Annotated in this window: 19 protein-coding genes; 15 read left to right on the plus strand and 4 right to left on the minus strand. The window is 61.1% G+C overall.

All coding sequences use genetic code 11. From position 1 onward, the window contains the following. Positions 1–161: 161 nt before the first annotated feature. From ACWHVV_RS04810 to ACWHVV_RS04825, 4 genes are all read left to right on the plus strand, one after another. Positions 162–677 (plus strand): gluconokinase, encoded by a 516-nt coding sequence (locus tag ACWHVV_RS04810; RefSeq protein WP_447928336.1) that lies wholly within the window; start codon positions 162–164, stop codon positions 675–677. A gap of 82 nt (positions 678–759) precedes the next feature. Then, positions 760–1,758 carry a substrate-binding domain-containing protein gene (locus ACWHVV_RS04815; RefSeq protein ID WP_447928337.1) on the plus strand — a complete coding sequence of 333 codons (999 nt, stop codon included), beginning with the start codon at positions 760–762 and terminating at the stop codon, positions 1,756–1,758. Positions 1,759–1,826: 68 nt separating this feature from the next. Then, positions 1,827–2,666 (plus strand): MOSC domain-containing protein, encoded by an 840-nt coding sequence (locus ACWHVV_RS04820; protein ID WP_447928338.1) that lies wholly within the window; start codon positions 1,827–1,829, stop codon positions 2,664–2,666. A 119-nt stretch (positions 2,667–2,785) separates the two neighbouring features. After that, a complete protein-coding gene (locus ACWHVV_RS04825; protein WP_447895435.1) occupies positions 2,786–3,208 on the plus strand; it encodes an OsmC family protein in 423 nt (140 codons plus the stop codon). 383 nt (positions 3,209–3,591) lie between these two features. Here ACWHVV_RS04825 and ACWHVV_RS04830 read toward each other — a convergent pair whose 3' ends face one another. The 3 genes from ACWHVV_RS04830 to ACWHVV_RS04840 all read right to left on the minus strand — a co-directional run bounded on the left by ACWHVV_RS04830 (position 3,592) and on the right by ACWHVV_RS04840 (position 5,774). Next, a complete protein-coding gene (locus ACWHVV_RS04830; RefSeq protein ID WP_447928339.1) occupies positions 3,592–4,095 on the minus strand; it encodes a PRC-barrel domain-containing protein in 504 nt (167 codons plus the stop codon). Positions 4,096–4,437: 342 nt separating this feature from the next. Further along, positions 4,438–5,106, minus strand: coding sequence for a 2OG-Fe(II) oxygenase (locus ACWHVV_RS04835; RefSeq protein WP_447928340.1), 669 nt, complete (start codon positions 5,104–5,106; stop codon positions 4,438–4,440). Continuing rightward, positions 5,103–5,774, minus strand: coding sequence for a CoA pyrophosphatase (locus ACWHVV_RS04840; protein ID WP_447928341.1), 672 nt, complete (start codon positions 5,772–5,774; stop codon positions 5,103–5,105). The genes ACWHVV_RS04835 and ACWHVV_RS04840 overlap by 4 nt, the downstream gene beginning before the upstream one ends. Positions 5,775–5,864: 90 nt before the next feature. On the opposite strand from ACWHVV_RS04840, the gene ACWHVV_RS04845 reads away from it, so the two are divergent. After that, positions 5,865–6,422 (plus strand): NUDIX hydrolase, encoded by a 558-nt coding sequence (locus ACWHVV_RS04845; protein WP_447928342.1) that lies wholly within the window; start codon positions 5,865–5,867, stop codon positions 6,420–6,422. A 28-nt stretch (positions 6,423–6,450) separates the two neighbouring features. Here ACWHVV_RS04845 and ACWHVV_RS04850 read toward each other — a convergent pair whose 3' ends face one another. Further along, the gene (locus tag ACWHVV_RS04850; protein ID WP_447528102.1) at positions 6,451–6,789 is read right to left on the minus strand and encodes an NGG1p interacting factor NIF3; all 339 of its coding nucleotides are present in this window, start codon (positions 6,787–6,789) and stop codon (positions 6,451–6,453) included. Between the two features lie 281 nt (positions 6,790–7,070). On the opposite strand from ACWHVV_RS04850, the gene ACWHVV_RS04855 reads away from it, so the two are divergent. From ACWHVV_RS04855 to ACWHVV_RS04900, 10 genes are all read left to right on the plus strand, one after another. Further along, the gene (locus ACWHVV_RS04855; RefSeq protein ID WP_447928343.1) at positions 7,071–8,021 is read left to right on the plus strand and encodes a sugar-binding transcriptional regulator; all 951 of its coding nucleotides are present in this window, start codon (positions 7,071–7,073) and stop codon (positions 8,019–8,021) included. Positions 8,022–8,195: 174 nt separating this feature from the next. Then, positions 8,196–9,515 (plus strand): ABC transporter substrate-binding protein, encoded by a 1,320-nt coding sequence (locus tag ACWHVV_RS04860; RefSeq protein WP_447928344.1) that lies wholly within the window; start codon positions 8,196–8,198, stop codon positions 9,513–9,515. Positions 9,516–9,595: 80 nt separating this feature from the next. Continuing rightward, positions 9,596–10,486, plus strand: coding sequence for a carbohydrate ABC transporter permease (locus ACWHVV_RS04865; protein WP_447928345.1), 891 nt, complete (start codon positions 9,596–9,598; stop codon positions 10,484–10,486). Positions 10,487–10,551: 65 nt separating this feature from the next. Further along, positions 10,552–11,400, plus strand: coding sequence for a carbohydrate ABC transporter permease (locus tag ACWHVV_RS04870; RefSeq protein WP_447928346.1), 849 nt, complete (start codon positions 10,552–10,554; stop codon positions 11,398–11,400). 11 nt (positions 11,401–11,411) lie between these two features. After that, positions 11,412–12,575 carry an ABC transporter ATP-binding protein gene (locus ACWHVV_RS04875; RefSeq protein WP_447928347.1) on the plus strand — a complete coding sequence of 388 codons (1,164 nt, stop codon included), beginning with the start codon at positions 11,412–11,414 and terminating at the stop codon, positions 12,573–12,575. Continuing rightward, complete coding sequence (locus tag ACWHVV_RS04880) at positions 12,572–13,267, plus strand: HAD family hydrolase (protein ID WP_447928348.1); 696 nt, start codon at positions 12,572–12,574, stop codon at positions 13,265–13,267. Before ACWHVV_RS04875 ends, ACWHVV_RS04880 begins: the two co-directional genes overlap by 4 nt. Before the next feature lie 44 nt (positions 13,268–13,311). Continuing rightward, entirely contained in the window at positions 13,312–14,799 is a 1,488-nt protein-coding gene (locus ACWHVV_RS04885; RefSeq protein ID WP_447928349.1) for a mannitol dehydrogenase family protein, read from the plus strand. Further along, complete coding sequence (xylB, locus tag ACWHVV_RS04890; protein WP_447929119.1) at positions 14,799–16,286, plus strand: xylulokinase; 1,488 nt, start codon at positions 14,799–14,801, stop codon at positions 16,284–16,286. The genes ACWHVV_RS04885 and xylB overlap by 1 nt, the downstream gene beginning before the upstream one ends. Positions 16,287–16,350: 64 nt before the next feature. Next, complete coding sequence (locus ACWHVV_RS04895) at positions 16,351–17,196, plus strand: fructosamine kinase family protein (RefSeq protein ID WP_447928350.1); 846 nt, start codon at positions 16,351–16,353, stop codon at positions 17,194–17,196. 242 nt (positions 17,197–17,438) lie between these two features. After that, positions 17,439–19,121 carry a TolC family outer membrane protein gene (locus ACWHVV_RS04900; RefSeq protein WP_447928351.1) on the plus strand — a complete coding sequence of 561 codons (1,683 nt, stop codon included), beginning with the start codon at positions 17,439–17,441 and terminating at the stop codon, positions 19,119–19,121. The last annotated feature ends 26 nt before the right edge of the window (positions 19,122–19,147 follow it).

Raw genomic sequence — 19,147 nt, forward strand, 5'->3', positions numbered from 1 at the left:
GAACCGGGCCGATAGCCTTTCCGAAAACCGATGTTACCGGTAACAGTTATTGCTAACAGTCGTTATCGCTACACCGAACCCGCGATTCATTAATCCGCTATTCCTCCGGCTTTTAAGCGGCAGGGCTTTAAAGCACGGGGTGCGCCTCTGGAGAGAAACCAATGCCCGCTACTTCGTATCGTATCCTGGTCATGGGGGCCTCCGGGTGTGGCAAGTCCCTGGTCGGCCAGCAGGTAGCCGCCTCGTTAGGCGCGCCGTTCATCGACGGCGACGACTATCATCCGCCCGCCAATGTGGCCAAGATGTCCAGCGGCACGCCCCTCGATGACAGCGACCGCCAGGGGTGGCTGACAACGCTTTCAAAGCTATTCGCCCAGTATCGCCAGCAAGATGAAAGCGTGGTCATCGCCTGCTCCGGTCTCAAAAAGCGCTACCGGGATCTTTTACGCGAGGGCGACCCGGGGCTCAATATTCTGTTTTTGGAAGGCAGCCAGGCGCTTTTGCGCGAGCGTCTGGAAACCCGCGAGGGCCACTTCTTCAAGGGCGACAACATGCTGGCAAGCCAGCTGGCCGATTTGGAAGCGCCGGGGGAGGATGAAGCCGTCACCCTGTCGATTGCGCTGGCGCCGGGGGCGATCGTCGAGGGGTTCATCAGCCGTTTGGCCGAACCGGCCTGATATTGGCGGTTTTCACACGCGGGGTGGCGTCGTATGCTGGATCGATGAACGCGCCAGACCAACGCTTACAAGGCCCGCCAGTGTGAAGAAAAAACGCCCTACGTTACAGGACATCGCCGAGCGCGTTGGCGCCACGAAAATGACCGTCAGCCGCTGCCTGCGCAATCCGCAAACCGTGTCCGAGGGGCTTCGCGAACGTATTTTTCATGCCGCGGAGCAGGTGGGCTATATACCCAACCGCGCCCCGGAGCTTTTATCCCGCGCCAGGAGCCACTCGATCGGCGTACTGGTGCCTTCGCTTACCAACCAGGTGTTTGCCGACGTCATCGTGGGGATCGAGGCGTGCGCCGAGCCGGCGGGTTTTCACCTGATGCTGTCGCACTACGGCTACAGCCCGGCGCTCGAGGAGCAAAGCCTGGCGTCGCTGCTCTCCTATAACGTGGACGGCGTGATTCTTTCCGACCACGAGCACACCCCCAGAAGCCTGCGTATGCTGGAAACCGCGGGCATCCCCATCGTCGAAATCATGGATACCTACCGCACTCCTTTGGAGCTGGCGGTAGGCTACGACAACGTGCAGGCCGCCGATGATATGGTCAGCGAGATGATTCGTCGGGGCCGGCGTCGGGTCATCTACCTGGCGGTTCGCCTCGATGAGCGCACTCGCCAGCGCGAGCAGGGCTATACCAACGCCATGACCCGCCACGGCCTGGCGCCGGTGACGCTGCAAAGTACCACGCGCTCCTCTTACAGCGTGGGCGCCGAGCTAATGCGCGATATCATCGCGCAACACCCCGACGCCGACGGCATTTTTTGCACCAACGACGATGTAGCGGTAGGCGCTTACTTCGAGTGTCTGCGCCAGGGGCTTCGCGTGCCCGAGGCGCTGGCGATCGCGGGCTTTCACGGTCACGATGTCGGCCAAGCGATGACGCCCCGGCTCGCCAGCGTAATCACACCGCGCCAGGCGATTGGCGAGACGGCGGCGAAGGCGCTGATCGCGCGTATTCAGGGGCAAGAAGAGTCCGCCGCCAGCGTTATCGACCTGGGATACACCATCGAGACGGGGCAAACGCTTTAAAGCGTGGTGGTAAACTCTTGAGTTCGCTAAAGTAGACAGCCACCATTCAGGAAAAAGCGGGGCTCTTTTTGAAGATTACAAAATTAACCGTCTACCCGGTAAAGTCGTTCAAAGGCATCGACCTGGAGCAGGCAACGCTCACCCGCCAGGGGCTGGCCTGGGACCGGCACTGGATGCTGGTCAATGAGCAGCAATCATTTGTCACCCAGCGCGAGATCCCGGCGCTTGCCTTGATTTCGGTGGCGTTGACCGAGCACGCGCTGGTGCTTTCCCATCCCGAAGCGGGCTCGATCGAAATTTCGCTCGAAAGGCCCCAAACCCCGCTGCGTGTGGTCACGGTGTGGGGAGACGCCTGCAAGGCCTTGCCCGAAAGTGAAGACGTGACGCGCTGGCTGGTACGCGCGGTAGGGGAACAGGCGGCCGGGGTTCGGCTGGTGCGCTTTGCGACCGAGTTCGAGCGCCCGGCTCGCTCCATCGACGGTGCAACGGCGCCCACGTACTTTGCGGATGGCTATCCGCTGACCATTGGGACCACCGGCTCGCTTGACGCGCTTAACGAGGCGCTGCGTGAGAACCAGCAGACGCCGGTGCCCATGGAGCGCTTTCGGCCCAATATCGTGATCGACTGCCCCACGCCCTGGGCGGAAAATGCCTGGCGCAGGATCAGTACCGCTAATGATGCGATTCATCTTTCGCCGTGCAAGCCCTGCCAGCGGTGTAAAATCGTCACCACCGACCAGCAAACGGGGCAAATCCCTGAGCCTGGCGAGCCGTTGGCGACGCTGGTCAAGCTTAAAACGCAACCTGCGCTCAAGGGGGCCTATTTTTGCCAAAACGTCACGATTGCCAGGGGGCTCGGGGCGACACTGGCCGTGGGCGATGAGGTTCGGGTCATCGATGAGCACTAGCGGGGCGTTAAGGCGCTCGGCACGGTTTTAAAAATGAGCTACGCTTGTGGGTGTGGCATCGGGAGGTCTCTTCCGAGCCCTTTGAGTAACCAGGCAAATGATTGCAACAGGAGTATTCCATGGATAGTAAAGCGAATGCACATTGGGAAGGCGGCTTAAAAGACGGCAAGGGCAAAATCGCCACGGAAAGCGGTGTGCTGGACGCCGGCTACTCCTTCAAGCAGCGTTTTGAAGGCGAGAAGGGCACCAACCCGGAAGAGCTGATCGGCGCCGCTCACGCCAGCTGTTTTTCAATGGCGCTTTCAATGGTCCTGGGCGATAAAGGCTATACCGCCGATGCGATCGACACTCAGGCAACGGTAACGCTTTCGCAAGGCAGCGGTGGATTCGATATCTCCAAAATCCATCTTGAAGTCGAAGCAACCGTTAGCGGTGCCGACGAAGCGACTTTCAAAGAAGCTGCAGAAACCGCCAAGGCCAACTGCCCGGTATCCAAGGTATTGAAAGCCGAAATCACCATGTCGGCGAAGCTCAAGGGCTAGTTCTTTTACCCGGCCTCAACGGTCGGTCTGATCGAATAGTTTGATTAAAGCGCTGTCTTCGACAGCGCTTTTTTATTGGGATCCATTAAAGTAGCAGCGGCCATCGATGTTAATTGGTAGATGTCGCTTGGTAAAGACAGAGGAGTAGGAGTAGGAGTAGGAGTAGGAGTAGGAGTAGGAGTAGGAGTAAGAGGAAAGCGTTAACAAGAAGGTATTAGGAAAAGCGATAGTGAAACAAGAGGGGAGGAGGTGACTAACACTACCTGTTTGAACTGCGTGCCCGTTTGAATAAATTAGATGCCATGGAGTTTAAACGCTCAAACGATAGCCAAAAAAAAGCCCTGGTAAAAACCAGGGCCCTTGATCACACTAATACCTAACTATTAGGTGTCCAGATCGTTATCCGTATCGGTGTCACGATCCATATCGCCGTTCGTGTTGGTATCGTTATTCATACCATCGTTGTTCATATCGTCGTTACGGTTAGCGTCGCGGTCATACTCTTCGGCTTCTTCGAGCGCTTCTTGAGTAGCGTTTACGCGAATCACGTAATCTTCGCCGTCGTCTTCACGCGTCAGGTCAAGAGAGTCCCACTCGATGGCGACGTCTTTCTCGCCCATACCCAGGAAACCGCCAACACCTACTACGACCGCTTGGATCTGTCCGTCCTGATCAATGATCAGATCGTTGATGGTGCCGATTTCATCGTCGTCCTCAACGGTGCTGTGTACCGAATTGCCGGTCAGCGAGTCAGCATGAAAGGTACCCTGCGGTGCGGCTGTCATGTAAGTAGCGTCCAAGTCGTTCGACTGCGCGTTAGCGCTGGCTGCGAACATGAAAGCCGGTACCATCAGCGTGCCTAGAAAAGCGGGTTTGATCATTTTCATTGCTATTGCTCCTTGCGTTCGTAGTAAGGTATCGAGCATTAATGCTTGTACCTAAACTTTGAATAGTTAACGTTAAATAAAGATGCTAACTATTTTCCTGGTGGCCAAAGCCACGTCTTGCTCGTTTCTTTTCGCATCTGCCAAAAGGCATGAGCGAACTTTTACTGCGTCAGGCTAAAACTACGGGGGTAGTAAGTTAACCTTGCCTTGCGCTAAATGCGCCGGACACTTCTTAAGGTAGACGCTGTGAGTAGCTTTGCAACATTTGTAAGCAATCGATTTTTAAAAAAAGCGTTCATCAAGGTTAAATGCACCGAAATAAAGCATTTTAATTAACACAGGTTATCTTTCAGGGTCGAGCACTCCGCCCATGGATGCGTTTCGACGAAACCAGCCCGCAATGCTGCTTCGGGAACGGTGGGTGGTCAGCACCTCGTGGGGGATCGTGTCGGAGAGAAAGCAGGCAAAGGTGCCGGCCTGGGGAGTGACCCTGGCCACCTCGCGCTCTGGATCCTCGGGGGCGTAAATGACCATTTCACCACCACCGTCGATGGGCCAGTCCGGGCTTAGGTAGCCTACCGTTGAAATGACCCGATTGGCACGGCCGCGAAAGCTGTCCAGGTGGCGCTTATAAAAAGCGCCCGCCGGGTAGTACGCGAAGTGCGCCTCGTACTCGAAAAGCCCCAAAAAAAGCGTTTGGTTGAGCGCTACCTGCAAGCGCTGCATGGCTTGAAGGTAGTGGCGCTGCGCTTCGCTTTCCTGGTTGAGCCAGTGAATGGCATCGCCGCGTATGTCCTTGCGCAGTAGGTGCTGCTGACCGCGACCTATACCGGCCTCTTCGAGCGCCTCCGCGTCTCTCAGGCGGGCCAGTTCGGCGGCCAGGGCCTCGCAAAGCGATGGGTCGATCACGTCCTTGCCCACGTACCAGCCCTGTTCGACCAGTGCATCGATTAGCTCGGCCTGGGCGCTTTGCGCAAACGCCTCGCCCCAGGACGTGCTGGAAACACTCATCGCTTACTCCGTTTCGCGGCGGGGGCGGCGCTGATATCGCCTTTTTTGGCCGCCCGATTGCTACGCTCGGGGTGGTGTTTGAGCGAGCCTGACGGACGCTTATAAAGGTCGATCGGCATGCCAAAGCCCTTGGCCAAAAGCTCGACGAGCATCATCGCGGAAAGCCCCCAAATCACGTGGCCATCGACATGGTAGCTCGGCACGTAGTGGGCCACGCCGTCTACGGTAATCACATCGGTGTAGGTCCGCTTGTCGTTTAGAAAGTGGCTCAAGGGCACCTCGAAAATGGTGTCGATCTCGCCGGGGTCGGCTTTCAAGGCCAAGCGGGGCGCGATGATGCCCACCCAGGGCGTCACGCAAAGCCCGTGTAGTGAGACCACGTCGGAAAGCTGGCCGATGCACTCGACCTCACCCGGGGGCAGGGCGATCTCTTCCTCGGCTTCGCGCAGGGCGGTGTGGTAAAGGTCGCGGTCGTCGGGTTCGCGCTTGCCACCCGGAAAGGCTACCTGGCCGCTATGGGTCGATAGATGACTGGCCCGCCGGGTAAAGAGCAGCGTGGGCTCGGGATGCGCGACGATGGGCAACAACACCGCCGCCTGTAAAAGTTTGGCGCGGCCCAACTCTTTTGGCCGATAGTGTTGCAGCTCTTTGCGCAGTTTCTCTAACATGGAGGTTCCATCAGGTTTACTCCCTTTTACAAAGCGTGACAACCGGCGTCAAGCCAAGCGCCCCACCTTATCAGCTGTTGAGATACCATCATGAATTTTTGTAGCCAGTGCGGTGAAAAAGTCCGCTTTGCCGTTCCCGAAGGCGACGACCGCCCGCGCTACCTGTGCGACGGCTGCGGGGCGATTCATTACCAGAATCCGCGCATCGTGGCCGGTACGCTGCCGGTTCTTGATGACAAGATCTTGCTGTGTAAACGCGCGATTTCTCCGCGCAAGGGGTACTGGACGCTGCCCGCCGGCTACATGGAAAACGGCGAAACCACCCGTGATGCCGGGCTTCGTGAAACCCGCGAAGAGGCCATGGCGAGCGTCGAGATTCAAAGCCTTTATACGCTGATCGACCTGCCGCATATCAACCAGGTCTACATGATCTTTTTGGCGGATCTCAACGGCGGGTTCGCCGCGGGCCCGGAAAGCCTCGAGGTCGCGCTATTCGCGGAAGACGATATCCCCTGGGACACCCTCGCTTTTCCCACTATCGAGCGCACCCTCAAGCACTTTTTCGAGGACCGCAAAAGTGACCGCTTCCCGCTGCACATGAGCACCGTCACGTTAGAAGACCGCGAACGCTATTTCGGCAGCGCTTAGGACCGGCGAAGAGGTCGGCGGGTAGCGTTCAGGCAAAGCCCGGGGGCGCCGGCGCTTTAAGGTCGGCAAGCTCCCATACCGCATAGGCGACCTCCTCGTAAGGGTGGGCCAACTGAAGCGCCGCCACGGCGGCGTGAATACACTCTTCGTCGCACACCATCTCCACCTTGTACTCCTCTACGGTGGTGAGTTCGCCCACCTCGCCGATATGCGGGTGGGCGCCTTCCATGGGGCGGAACTGGCCGGTACCCGGCGTCTGAAAGCAGCACGCCTCGTAATGGCCAATGCGGCCGGCGCCGGTTTCGAACACCGCTTCCTTGACGCTCTCGGCGTCCTCGATGGGTACATAAAACGTCAGTTTGTACATGATGTTGCCTCTTTCAAGCAGGGTGTCATAGTCATCTTAGCGGATAGGCGGCTATGGGGCGCGGGCCAGGCTTTGTATGATGGTATTTCACGACCAGCAATCCCTAGGGTCTGTCTGAAAAGTCGACGAGCGAAGACAAGACAAGGCAAAAATTGGCGAAAAAACGGAGTTTACATGTGTAAATGAGTATTTTGAGCCAATTTTTAACGCCGTATTGTCGAGCGCAGGCACTTTTCAGACAGAGCCTAACGTCTCATTCATAAGGATCAACGAGCCGGACCATGGATAAATTCGAGGTAAAACTGGACCAGGCGGCCCGGGCGGCGTGGCTCTCCTACGTGGGAGGGCTCACCCAGGATGAAATCGCAAGCCAGTTGGGCGTTTCGCGCCCAGGCGTGCAGCGCCTTTTGGCCCTGGCCCGGCAGGCGGGGCTGATCAAGGTGCACATCGACCATCCGATCTCGTCGTGCATGACGCTGGGGCGTGAGCTTGCCGAGCGTTTTGGCCTGAACTACTGCGATGTAGTGCCGGCGGATATGAATGCGCCGGACAGCGCCGCCTACTACCTGGCCGTGGCGGGCGCCAAACGGATGGCGCACTTGGTGGAGCACAGCGAGCCGCTGACGCTGTCGCTGGGGGCCGGGCGCTCGGTGCGTGCGGCGGTCGAGGCGCTGGATCGCATCGAACGCCCCCAGCACCGTTTCGTCTCGTTGATCGGTAACGTTGCCCGGGACGGCTCGGCCAACCGCTTCGATGCGGTGATGGCGCTGGCGGATAAAACCGGCGGCGAGCGCTTTTTGCTGCCCGCGCCGGTGGTCGCGGAGTCCATCGAGGAAAAAGAGGCCATGCTAAACCAGCGGCTGTTCCAGGCGATTGCCGAGGTGGCGGCGGCCTCGAAGGCGGCATTCATTGGGGTCGGGCGCATCGACCGGCAGGCGACGCTCTATCAGGATCACTTCATCAGCCAAGCCGAGCTCGATGAGCTGCTCCGGTTAGAGGCTGTCGGCGAGCTTTTGGGCTGGCCGCTCAATCAGCAGGGTGAGCTGATCGAGTGCTCGATTACCCAGCGGGTCACGAGTCTTGCGCTCGATCAGTTCGGCCAGCAGACCATGGTGGCCATCGCCGGTGGCCAGGACAAGGCGCCGGCCATTTTGGCGGCGCTGCGAAGCGGCTGGCTCAAGGGGCTGATTACCGATGAAGTGGCCGCGCGCCACATTTTGAGCGCGCTATAAAGCCTGTAAAAACGCGGTGGCAGGCCCGCAACCGCGTCAGCCAATGGGGGTGTTAGCGTAAAGTAGTAGCGCCAGGGCTTTGCTTTTTTTTGTCTCGCGTACGATCATTTGTTCGATTGATGATCAAAATAATCAGCGCCATAACAAGTCCAAATTCGCTCAAAGGAGTGCCGTATGCGTTTTGCACATCACTTGCCGCTCAGCGCGCTGGCCGCCGGTATCGCGCTGGCGGGCCATGCTCAGGCCCAGACCCAAATCACCGTGGCCACCGTCAATAACAACGACATGGTCATCATGCAGAGCTTGACCGACGAGTTCGAAAGCGCTCACCCGGAGATCTCGCTCGACTGGGTGGTGCTCGAAGAGAACGTGTTGCGCCAGCGCATGACCACGGATATCGCCACCGGCGGCGGCCAGTTCGATGTCATGACCATCGGCGCTTACGAGGCCCCCATCTGGGCCGAGCGCGAGTGGCTCACCCCGCTCGATGACCTGGCCGACGACTACGATGTCGACGACCTGCTGACCTCGGTGCGCGACGGCTTGAGCCTGGACGGCACGCCTTACGCGCTACCGTTTTACGCAGAAAGCTCGATGATGTACTTCCGCAAGGACCTGTTCGAGCAGGCGGGTATCGAGATGCCCGACCAACCCACCTGGGACCAGGTGCGCGACTGGGCCGAGCAGCTTCACGGCAGCGAAGAGGGACTGGCGGGGATTTGTTTGCGCGGCAAGCCCGGCTGGGGCGAGAACATGGCCTTCGTCACGACCCTTGTAAACACCTACGGTGGCCGCTGGTTCGACGAAGAGTGGAACCCGGAGCTCGACTCCGACGCTTGGCAAAACGCGATCAGCTTCTACGTCGACCTGCTGGGTAACTATGGCCCGCCCGGGGCGAGCTCCAACGGCTTCAACGAGAACCTGGCGCTTTTTGCCCGCGGCAACTGCGCCATGTGGGTAGACGCCACCTCCGCCGCCGGCACGCTTTATGATGGTGATGAATCGAGCGTGGCCGATAACCTCGGTTTTGCCCCGGCGCCGGTCGCCGAAACGCCCAAGGGCTCGCACTGGCTCTGGACCTGGGCGCTGGCGATCCCCGCCTCCTCGGAAAACAAGGACGCCGCCAAGGAGTTCATCAGCTGGGCCACGTCGAAAGAGTACATCGAGCTGGTCGGCGAGACCCAGGGCTGGACCAACGTGCCGCCGGGTACACGCGAATCCACCTACGCCAACGAGCAATACCAGCAAGCCGCGCCGTTTGCCGAGTTCGTGTTAAACGCCATTCAGGAGGCCGACCCCACCGACTCGACCCTGGAGCCCAACCCCTATACCGGCGTGCAGATCGTCAATATCCCTGAGTTCCAGGCGATCGGTACCCAGGTAGGCCAGACCATTGCCGCGGCCCTGACCGGCGACAGCACGGTGGAACAAGCCCTGGATAGCGCCCAGCGCGCTACCGAGCGCACCATGCAGCGAGCCGGTTACAACGACTGACCCGGCAGGCGCCCGCCGACGGCGGGCGCCTTCGCTGTCATTGCACGCCTTTAGCCAAGACTGCTTTCGCGGGTATTTTCATGACTAGAACACGCGCATCCGGCCGTACGGTCGGTGGGTTAAGAGCGCTTTCGCTACAGGCGCCCGCCGTTACGCTACTGCTTTTATGGATGCTGATACCGCTGGGGATGACCGTCTGGTTCTCCTTCCAGCGCTACAACCTGCTGATGCCCGGCATGACCGGGTTTGCCGGGGTTGAGAACTACGAGTACCTGCTGACCGACCCCGCGCTTTGGTCCGCCATGGGCACGACGCTGCTACTGGTGGGCTGGGTGCTGGCCATTACCGTGGTGGGCGGCACGCTCCTGGCCGTGCTGTTCCAGCAGGAGTTTTTTGGCCGGGGTATCGCGCGGGTGCTGGCCATTTCGCCTTTTTTCGTCATGCCCACGGTCAGCGCGCTGATCTGGAAAAACATGATGATGCACCCCTCCAGCGGGGTGCTGGCCTGGCTTGCCCAGTCGCTTGGCTTGCCCGCCGTCGACTGGTTTTCGTCGCTGCCGCTGACCTCGATCATCATCATCGTCTCCTGGCAGTGGCTGCCCTTTGCGCTGTTGATTTTGCTCACCGCGATGCAGTCGCTGGACGAAGACCAGGTCGAAGCCGCGCGGATGGACGGCGCGGGGCCGCTCGCGATCTTCTTTTTCATTACGCTGCCGCACCTAAAACGGGCAATCAGCGTGGTGATCATGATCGAGATGATCTTTCTGCTGACGATTTTCGCCGAAATCTTCGTCACCACCTCCGGCGGCCCCGGGCTTGCTACCACTAACCTGGCGTACTTGATCTACATTCGGGCGCTGTTGGATTTCGATGTGGGCGTGGCCTCGGCGGGCGGCGTGATCGCCATCATTCTGGCCAATATCGTAGCGATCTTTCTGGTCCGTATGGTCGCCAAAAACCTGGAAGATTAGGCCTGTTAACCCCAAAAGCGTGATCCCGGGCGTTTGAGGAGCACGACACACATGAGTACGCCGCTATGACTACGCCACGTCAACACGCAGCGCCGGCGCGCGCCTTCCCGATCAAGCAGCTCTTGTTGACCCTGCTGGCCTGGTCGGTCGCGCTGGTGATCTTTTTCCCCATTCTCTGGATGGTGCTGACCGGCTTTAAAACCGAAACCGCCGCCATTGCCGACCCAAGCTTCCTCTTTACACCGACGCTTGAAAGCTACGAGGCCGTGCAGGCGCGCTCGGGTTATGCCCGCTTTGCGCTCAACAGCGTAGCGGTCGCTTTCGGCTCTACGCTGTTGGCGCTATTGATCGCGATCCCCTCGGCCTACGCCATGGCGTTTTTGCCCACCAAACGCACCAAGGGCACCCTGTTATGGATGCTTTCGACCAAGATGCTACCGCCGGTGGGCGTGCTGGTGCCGATCTATCTCATCTTTCGCGATGTTGGCCTTTTGGATACGCGCACCGGGCTGATCATCGTCTACACCCTGATGAACCTGCCCATCGTGGTCTGGATGCTCTACACCTTCTTCAAGGACATGCCCAAGGACATCCTCGAAGCCGGACGGATGGACGGCGCCTCCACGCTTCAGGAGGTCGTCTACCTATTGCTGCCGCTGACGCTTCCCGGCATCGCCTCTACCGGGTTGTTGTCCGTCATTTTGAGCTGGAACGAAGCGTTCTGGAGTCTCAACCTGACCTCCTCGAAAGCGGCGCCGCTGACCGCCTACATTGCGTCCTTCTCGAGCCCGGAAGGGCTCTTTTGGGCCAAACTCTCGGCGGCCTCCACCATGGCGATCGCCCCCATCCTGATCCTCGGCTGGATGACCCAAAAACAAATGGTCCGTGGTTTGACCTTCGGCGCCGTCAAGTAAGGAGCCCTTTTATGGCCACTTTGCAGCTTCACAACATTGTCAAACGCTTTGCCGACACCGAGGTCATCAAGGGCGTCAGTTTGGACGTCGAGGATCGTGAGTTCGTGGTCTTCGTTGGGCCCTCGGGGTGCGGTAAATCGACCCTGATGCGCATGATCGCGGGGCTTGAGAGCGCATCGAGCGGCGATATCCTGATCGACGGCCAGCGCATGAACGATGTAGGCCCGGCGGACCGGGGGCTGGCGATGGTGTTTCAAAGCTACGCGCTCTACCCGCACATGAGCGTCGAAGCCAATATGGGCTTTTCCATGCGGCTGGCCGGGGTGCCCAAGGCGAAAAGGCGCGAGAAAGTGCTGGCGGCAGCAAAAATTTTGCAGCTCGAGCCGCTTTTGGACCGCAAACCCAAGGCGCTCTCCGGCGGGCAGCGCCAGCGCGTGGCCATTGGCCGGGCCATCGTGCGTAATCCCAGTATCTTTTTGTTCGACGAGCCGCTATCGAATCTGGACGCCGCGCTCAGAGTACAGATGCGCATCGAGCTCGCCAGGCTCCACGAGGAGCTCAACGCCACCATGATCTACGTCACCCACGACCAGATCGAGGCGATGACCATGGCCGACAAGATCGTCGTGCTCCAGGACGGCATCGTGGAGCAGGTAGGCTCGCCCATGGCGCTCTATCATCATCCACGTAACCGCTTCGTGGCAGGCTTTATCGGCTCGCCGAAAATGAATTTTTTCGAAGTAGGCGTCGTGTCCAGCGAGGCAAGTGGGGTGAGTGTCGCGCTGCCCGGCGGCGGGCAGTGCCGCGTGCCGGTCGATGGCAAAGCCACCGAGCCGGGCGAAACGCTCGAGCTCGGCATTCGCCCGGAGCACTTAAAGCTTAATGAGGCGGGCGAGCTAAGCGGCACCATTCAAGTACTCGAACGGCTGGGCGGCCAAACCTCGCTGTACGTCAAGATGAACGACCAGCTCATTACCCTCATGACGGATGGCGATGTGGCCTATCGGGTGCACGACACCGTGCGTTTTGGCTTCGACGCCGAGCGCGCGCATCTTTTCGACCAGCACGGCCTGGCCCTTGAAAGTCTGGCCTTGCACCCGCTGGCGAACCTGACCCGCCAGGATAACCGTGGCTTGCCGACGGATGCGCCGGGCCACACCGAGACAGCGTCATGAGCGCGGTAATATTCGACTGCGATGGCGTACTGGTGGATAGCGAAGTCCTCGCCGAAGATACGCTGGAGGCGCATCTCAAAGCGTGGCTGCCGGATGTCGACGTGGCACGCGAGCTTGGCCAGGCGCTGGGTATGACCACCTCCAACATTTTGCGTCACCTGCAAACCCTGAGCCGCCATACGCTGCCCGACGACGCCGTTGCGCAGGTCGATACGGCCATCGAAGCGCGCCTTGCCCGGGAGCTTCGTGCCATCGACGGGGCGTTTGAGGCGATCAGCGCGATCCCCTTTGCCATGGCCGTGGTGTCCAACAGCAATCGGCGCCGGATCGAGGCGTCGCTCGATTCGACGGGGTTGGCCGTGGCGCTTAAAAACGCCCCGATACTGAGTGCCGACCAGGTACCCGCCCCCAAGCCCGACCCGGCGATTTACCGGCTGGCGGCCCAAACCCTGGGCGTTTCGCCCCATCACTGCCTGGCGGTCGAAGATAGCGTGGCGGGCGTGCGTTCGGCAGTGGCCGCCGGGCTTACCGTGGTGGGCTTTGTGGGGGCCAGCCACATTGGTGAGGATCAGGCCGACCGGCTGGTCGAGGCGGGCGCCTGGCAGGTGGCGTTTCATATGCGTGAGCTGGGTGTGCTGATCGACACCTGGCACACTCGCACGCCCAACGACGCGACCACGCCCTCTTTCTAACCGCATCGCCAATCCCGGGATTACCCACTGCCAGGAGAGCCCTCATGACCCAACTCAGCAATCAAACGCTCACCACGCTCGACCCGGGGGTCAAGCTACCCACCTACGACCGGCGCGCCGTCAAGGCGGGCATCGTGCATATCGGCGTGGGCGGTTTTCACCGCGCCCACCAGGCCATGTATCTCGATGGGTTGATGAACGAAGGCCAGGCGCTGGACTGGGGCATCATCGGCGTCGGCGTGATGCCCGGGGACAAGCGCATGAAAGAGGTACTGGCAGGCCAGGACCATCTCTACACTTTGGTGGTCAAGCACCCGGACGGCGAGTACGCCCCCAGGGTGATCGGGAGTATGGTCGATTACCTGTTCGCCCCGGAAGAGACCCAGGCGGTCATCGAAGCCATGGCCGACCCGGCCATCAAAATCGTCTCGCTGACCGTGACCGAGGGCGGCTATAACGTGCACCCGGTCAGCGGGGCGTTCAATCTCGATAATCCGCTGATCCAGCGCGATTTGGCCGAGCCGACCGCGCCTGCTTCGAGTTTCGGCCTGGTGGTCGAGGCGCTGGTGCGCCGCCGCGAACGGGGCGTGGCGCCGTTCACCGTCATGTCCTGCGATAACATCCAGGGCAACGGCGATGTTGCCCGGCGCATGTTTGGCGCTTTTGCCAGCGCCCGGGATGAGGCGCTCGGCGAGTGGCTGACCCGCGAAGTCGCCTTTCCCAACGCCATGGTGGACCGCATTACACCGGTCACCACGCAAAACGATATCGACGAGCTTAAAAGCCGCTTTGGCCTGGAGGACGACTGGCCGGTGGTGTGCGAACCCTTCACCCAGTGGGTGCTGGAGGACCACTTTCCGCTGGGCCGCCCGGCGCTTGAGAACGTGGGCGTACAGCTGGTCGAGGACGTCGAACCCTTCGAGCTGATGAAACTTCGCCTTTTGAACGCCAGCCACCAGGCATTGACCTATTTCGGGTATCTCGCGGGTTATCGCTACGCCCACCAGGTGTGCCAGGACCCGCTGTTCGTTGAGTTTTTGCTGCGCTACATGAAAGAGGAGGGCGCCCCCACGCTGCCGCCGGTGCCGGACATTGATCTAGGCGCTTATCAGCACACGCTGATCGAACGCTTTGCGAACCCGCAAATCCGGGACACGTTGGCCAGGCTGTGCGCCGAAAGCTCGGACCGTATCCCGAAGTGGCTGGTGCCGGTGGTTCGCCATCAGCTCGAACACGGCGGCCAGGTAGCGCTCAGCGCCAGCGTTATCGCCAGCTGGGCGCGCTACGCCGAAGGCGTGGATGAGCAGGGCGAGCCCATCGAGGTGGTCGATGCCCTGCGTGAGCAGCTTACCGAGATTGCCCGGCAAAACCGCACGCGCCCCGAGGCATTCGTCGAAAACCGCGAGCTGTTTGGCGATCTCGCGGACGACCCGCGCTTCATGCAGGCGTACCTGGCCGCCCTGGGCCTGCTGCACGAACGCGGCGCCCGCGCTACGCTTGAAGCTCTGGTGGCCTTTGAGGAAAGTTCGTGATGTATATCGGGATCGATTGCGGAACGCAAAGTACCAAGGTAGTGGTGGTGGATGTCGAAAAGGGGGTGATCCTGGGCGAGGCCAGCCGGTCTCATCGGTTGGATGAAGGCGAGCAGGGCCGCCGCGAGCAGGCCCCGGCCCAGTGGCTGGCGGCGCTCAAGGGGGCCTTCGGTGAGGCTATCCAGCGCGCGGGGATTACCGCGCGCCAGGTGCGCGCCATCGGCGTGTCCGGCCAGCAGCACGGTATGGTGGCACTGGACGCCGACGGCGTGCCGGTCTACCCGGCCAAGCTCTGGTGCGATACCGAAACCAGTGCCGAAAACAGCGCCCTGGTCGAGCGCCTGGGTGGCGAGGCGGGCTGTCTCGACAAGCTCGGTTTGGTGCTGCAAACCGGTTATACCGCCTCCAAAATCGCTTGGCTTCGCGAGCACCACCCGGACGCCTACCGGCGCATCGCGACGATTTTGCTCCCCCATGATTACATCAACTTCTGGCTGACCGGCGAGCGGGTGACCGAAGCCGGCGACGCCTCCGGCACCGGCTATTTCGATACCCGCACCCGCGACTGGCAGCTCGAGGTGTTTCACCAGATCGCCCCGGAGCTCGACCCTGCCCAGGTGCTGCCAAGGCTCATCGAACCCGACGCCCCGGCGGGCGTCGTGCGGGCGCAGGTCGCCTCTGAGCTGGGCCTTGCGGATAACGTCGTCGTCTCCTCTGGCGGCGGCGATAACATGCTTGGCGCTATCGGCACCGGCAATATCACCCGCGGGCTGATTACCCTGAGCCTGGGCACCTCCGGCACGGTGTGCGCCTACTCCCCCCAACCGGTCGCCACCGACAACGCCATGGTGGCCAACTTCTGCGCTAGCCACGGCGGCTGGCTGCCGCTCATTTGCACCATGAACGTCACCTCGGCCACTACCCGCGTGCGCGAGCTTTTCGGCCTCGATTTAAACGCCTTCGCCGAGCGCGTGGCCAGCGCCCCGATCGGCGCCGAGGGGATAACCTGCTTGCCTTTCTTCAACGGCGAGCGGGTGCCGATGCTGCCCGCCGCCACCGGCGATTTTCTGGGGCTGACCAGCCTCAACATGAGCCAGGCCAATGTGTGCCGAGCGGTGATGGAAGGGGCCACTTTCGGGCTTCGCTACGGGTTGGATCTTTTAGGCGATCTCACCGCCGGTGCCAGCCAGATTCGGCTAAGCGGTGGTGGGGCGAAAAGCCCGGTATGGCGCCAAATGGTGGCCGATATCACCGGTATCGATGTCATCTGCCCCGAAGTGACCGACGCCGCCGCCCTCGGCGCGGCGCTGCAGGCGGCCTGGTGCGAGCAAAAGCCCCAGGGCACCACGTTGGAGGCCTTGTGCAAGCGGCTGGTGCATCTGGATGCGGGCTCGCGGGCCGAGCCGGACCCGGCGCGGGTCGACGCCTATCAACAGGTGTACCAGCGCTATCGTCAGGCGCTCGAGGGGCGCCACGGCATTGCCTAACGCCTGCGCCTCCCTGTAGCGTTATCGCTATAATGGGGTAATGACGCTGGGGGAGGGGAATACCGTGAACACCGAGCTACAGGATATTCTAAGCGTGCTGGCGCTCGAGCCGCGGGGCTCGCTCACTCCGCTCAGCGGGGGCGATATCGCCGCCGTGTTCGAGCTCGATACGGCCCACGGCACGGTCGTTATCAAGCAGGACGATCCGGCAAGGCTGCGCGGCGAGGCGGAAGGGCTTCGCGCGCTGAAAGGGGCGGGCTCTTCACTGGTGATTCCCGAGGTGCTCGGCCAATCCGGGCAGTGGCTGGTGATCGAGGCGCTGCACACCGTGCCCGAAACCGCCCGGGCCAGTGTCGAGCTTGGCGAAGGGCTTCGTGAACTGCACAGCGTGATCGGCAGCCAGCACGGCTGGGTGCACGACAACGCCTGCGGCCGTACCCCCCAGCCCAACGCCCCGCTAAACGACGGCCGCGCTTTCCAGCGCGAGCGGCGTTTGCGGGCGCTAAGCCAGGCCTGCCTCGAGCAAGCCTTGATCAGCCCCGCACTGGGCGAGCGTATCGACGCCCAGGCCCGGGCCCTGGAGCAGTGGCTGCCGGATGCCTCGCCTAGCCTGGTGCATGGCGATTTATGGTCGGGTAACGTGCTCTACACCGCCCGCGGCCCCGCGCTGATCGACCCCGCCGTTTACCGCCACTACCCGGAAGTCGATCTGGCCATGCTGACGCTTTTCGGCAGCCCCGATGAACGCTTTTTCGACGCCTACTGGAACGGCTACGCCCCCAACGACTGGCCCCGGCGCGAAGCGCTTTTTCAACTCTACCCACTGCTCAATCACGTGCTGCTATTTGGCGGCATGTACTTAAGCGGGGTCGAGCGCTGCGTGAACCGGCTGGAGCAGTACGCCGCGTAAGACGCAAGCGGTTGAAGCGGGCCTCGAGGGCGGTATCCCTCGATAAAAAAAGGCCGATGTTAGAAGTACACGCTTTTCACCCTTTTGACTAAAGTAAGGTGCGCTAGTCTTGACGTTTGGCGAGACACAGATTTTCTAGAACTTCAAGGCTAGCATACATACATGAATGTAACTATAATGCCACCCTTTCACACTCCCACTGTGTGGCGCACCATCCCACGTTGACACCTAGAGGCACTCCCATGCGACTGGCAAACTGGGCAGTCAATGCCCCCTTACGCCCTTTATTGTTAGCCGTGCTGACAAGCTCCTTCGTACTGCCCGCCCAAGCGGCGGACCTGATTACCATCACCCGCGATGCGCTCAACAACAACGCCGAGCTTGCCTCCGCGCGTTCCGAATTTTCCGGTGTAGAAGCCGCGCGAGACGTGGTGGGCGGGGAACTGCTTCCCCAGGTCAACGCCTCGGGCAACGTGGTACATAACCGCCAATACGAAAGTCAGTCGGCGGGTCGAGTCGAGCCGACCAACCCGACCGGCGGCGCCGGGGGTGGGGGCACACCCGCCACCGGCGCTCCGGCGAGTGAAGACAGCTACAACAATGTCTCGCTCTCGCTAGAAGCGACCCAGGCACTGTTCAACGCGGCGACCGCTCGCCAGGTCGACCAGGCCGAGCGCCAAATCGACCAGCAGGTGTATGTGCTGGCGGCGACCGAGCAGCAGCTGTTGATCGACGTGGTGTCGGCGTACTTCGATATTCTGCGCGCCTATGAAGTGCTCGAAGCGCGCCGCGCCCAGGAACGTGCGATCGGCCGTCAGTTGGAGCAGTCCAGCGAGCAGTTCGAGGTGGGTCTGATCGCGATTACCGAGGTAGAGGAGGCGCGTTCGAGCTTCGATCAGTCCCGCGCCGAACGCATCACGGCCGAGAGCAACCTACAGGTGGCGTTCGAGCGGCTGGAGCAGTTGACCGGCCGCCGCTACGCCAACATCGAGTCCCTCGGCGATATGCCGGTCGGCCTGCCTGCGCCCAGCGAGCGCGACTATTGGGTCGAGCAGGCGCTCGAGCGCAACCCGCAGGTGCTGGCTCAGCGCGCCGGTATCGAAGTCTCCCGCGCCGGCGTCGAAGTCGCCCGGGCCGGGCGCTTGCCGTCTCTGCAGGCGTTCGCCAACTATCAGTATTCGGACTCCGACATCGACTATCTCGACGGCCACAATGCCTCGAGCCAGCTCGGGGTATCGGCAAGTGTTCCTCTCTATACCGGCGGCAGCACCAGCGCCAACATTCGCCAGAACACCTACCAGCTCGAGAGCAGCCAGTACGATTTCGAGTCCCAGCGGCGCACCACCATTCAGCAGGTTCGCTCGCTGTACACCCAAGTCAGCAACAACGTGGAAACCGTCGATGCCCGCCAGCAGGCGATCGTCTCGACGCGAAGCGCCCTGGAGGCGACCCAGGCCGGTTACGAAGTCGGCACGCGTAATATCGTCGACGTGCTCAACGCCGAGCAGAACCTGTATAACGCGATCGCCAACTACGCCGAGTCGCGCTACGACTACGTGATCAATCTACTGTCACTGCGTCAACAGTCCGGGCTTTTGGACGTCGCCGCGCTCGAGGAAGTCAACGGTTGGCTGACCGGCGAGGACGTCAATTTCACGCTTCCCGAAACCAACGAGGGCGACGACTACCAGCGCGCGCTGGATATCGGCGCGCCGCCCCGGCCGGAATCCTCGCCGTCGACCAGTTATTCCTCAGAAGAGTACGCCCCCGCCCGCCGTCAGTCCGGTGGTTATCCTGCCGGCGGCCAGCAGGGCGGCGCCCCCTACGGCGGTGGCCAGCAAGGCGGCTATCCGGCAGGGGGTAGCCAATCCGGCGCTTACTCTCCCGGCGGCAGCCCAGGCAGCGGCCAATCGGGCACCTATTGATACCAGGGGCTGTGGACGCAGCCCCG

It is taken from the genome of Vreelandella sp. EE27, assembly GCF_968206495.1.

Excerpts from the sequence above, each read along its gene's own strand:
- ACWHVV_RS04810 (WP_447928336.1), top strand. The coding sequence starts at position 162 with ATGCCCGCTACTTCGTATCGTATCCTGGTCATGGGGGCCTCCGGGTGT.
- ACWHVV_RS04825 (WP_447895435.1), top strand. The coding sequence starts at position 2,786 with ATGGATAGTAAAGCGAATGCACATTGGGAAGGCGGCTTAAAAGACGGC.
- ACWHVV_RS04830 (WP_447928339.1), bottom strand. The coding sequence starts at position 4,095 with ATGAAAATGATCAAACCCGCTTTTCTAGGCACGCTGATGGTACCGGCT.
- ACWHVV_RS04835 (WP_447928340.1), bottom strand. The coding sequence starts at position 5,106 with ATGAGTGTTTCCAGCACGTCCTGGGGCGAGGCGTTTGCGCAAAGCGCC.
- ACWHVV_RS04840 (WP_447928341.1), bottom strand. The coding sequence starts at position 5,774 with ATGTTAGAGAAACTGCGCAAAGAGCTGCAACACTATCGGCCAAAAGAG.
- ACWHVV_RS04845 (WP_447928342.1), top strand. The coding sequence starts at position 5,865 with ATGAATTTTTGTAGCCAGTGCGGTGAAAAAGTCCGCTTTGCCGTTCCC.
- ACWHVV_RS04850 (WP_447528102.1), bottom strand. The coding sequence starts at position 6,789 with ATGTACAAACTGACGTTTTATGTACCCATCGAGGACGCCGAGAGCGTC.
- ACWHVV_RS04855 (WP_447928343.1), top strand. The coding sequence starts at position 7,071 with ATGGATAAATTCGAGGTAAAACTGGACCAGGCGGCCCGGGCGGCGTGG.
- ACWHVV_RS04860 (WP_447928344.1), top strand. The coding sequence starts at position 8,196 with ATGCGTTTTGCACATCACTTGCCGCTCAGCGCGCTGGCCGCCGGTATC.
- ACWHVV_RS04865 (WP_447928345.1), top strand. The coding sequence starts at position 9,596 with ATGACTAGAACACGCGCATCCGGCCGTACGGTCGGTGGGTTAAGAGCG.
- ACWHVV_RS04870 (WP_447928346.1), top strand. The coding sequence starts at position 10,552 with ATGACTACGCCACGTCAACACGCAGCGCCGGCGCGCGCCTTCCCGATC.
- ACWHVV_RS04875 (WP_447928347.1), top strand. The coding sequence starts at position 11,412 with ATGGCCACTTTGCAGCTTCACAACATTGTCAAACGCTTTGCCGACACC.
- ACWHVV_RS04880 (WP_447928348.1), top strand. The coding sequence starts at position 12,572 with ATGAGCGCGGTAATATTCGACTGCGATGGCGTACTGGTGGATAGCGAA.
- ACWHVV_RS04885 (WP_447928349.1), top strand. The coding sequence starts at position 13,312 with ATGACCCAACTCAGCAATCAAACGCTCACCACGCTCGACCCGGGGGTC.
- xylB (WP_447929119.1), top strand. The coding sequence starts at position 14,799 with ATGTATATCGGGATCGATTGCGGAACGCAAAGTACCAAGGTAGTGGTG.
- ACWHVV_RS04900 (WP_447928351.1), top strand. The coding sequence starts at position 17,439 with ATGCGACTGGCAAACTGGGCAGTCAATGCCCCCTTACGCCCTTTATTG.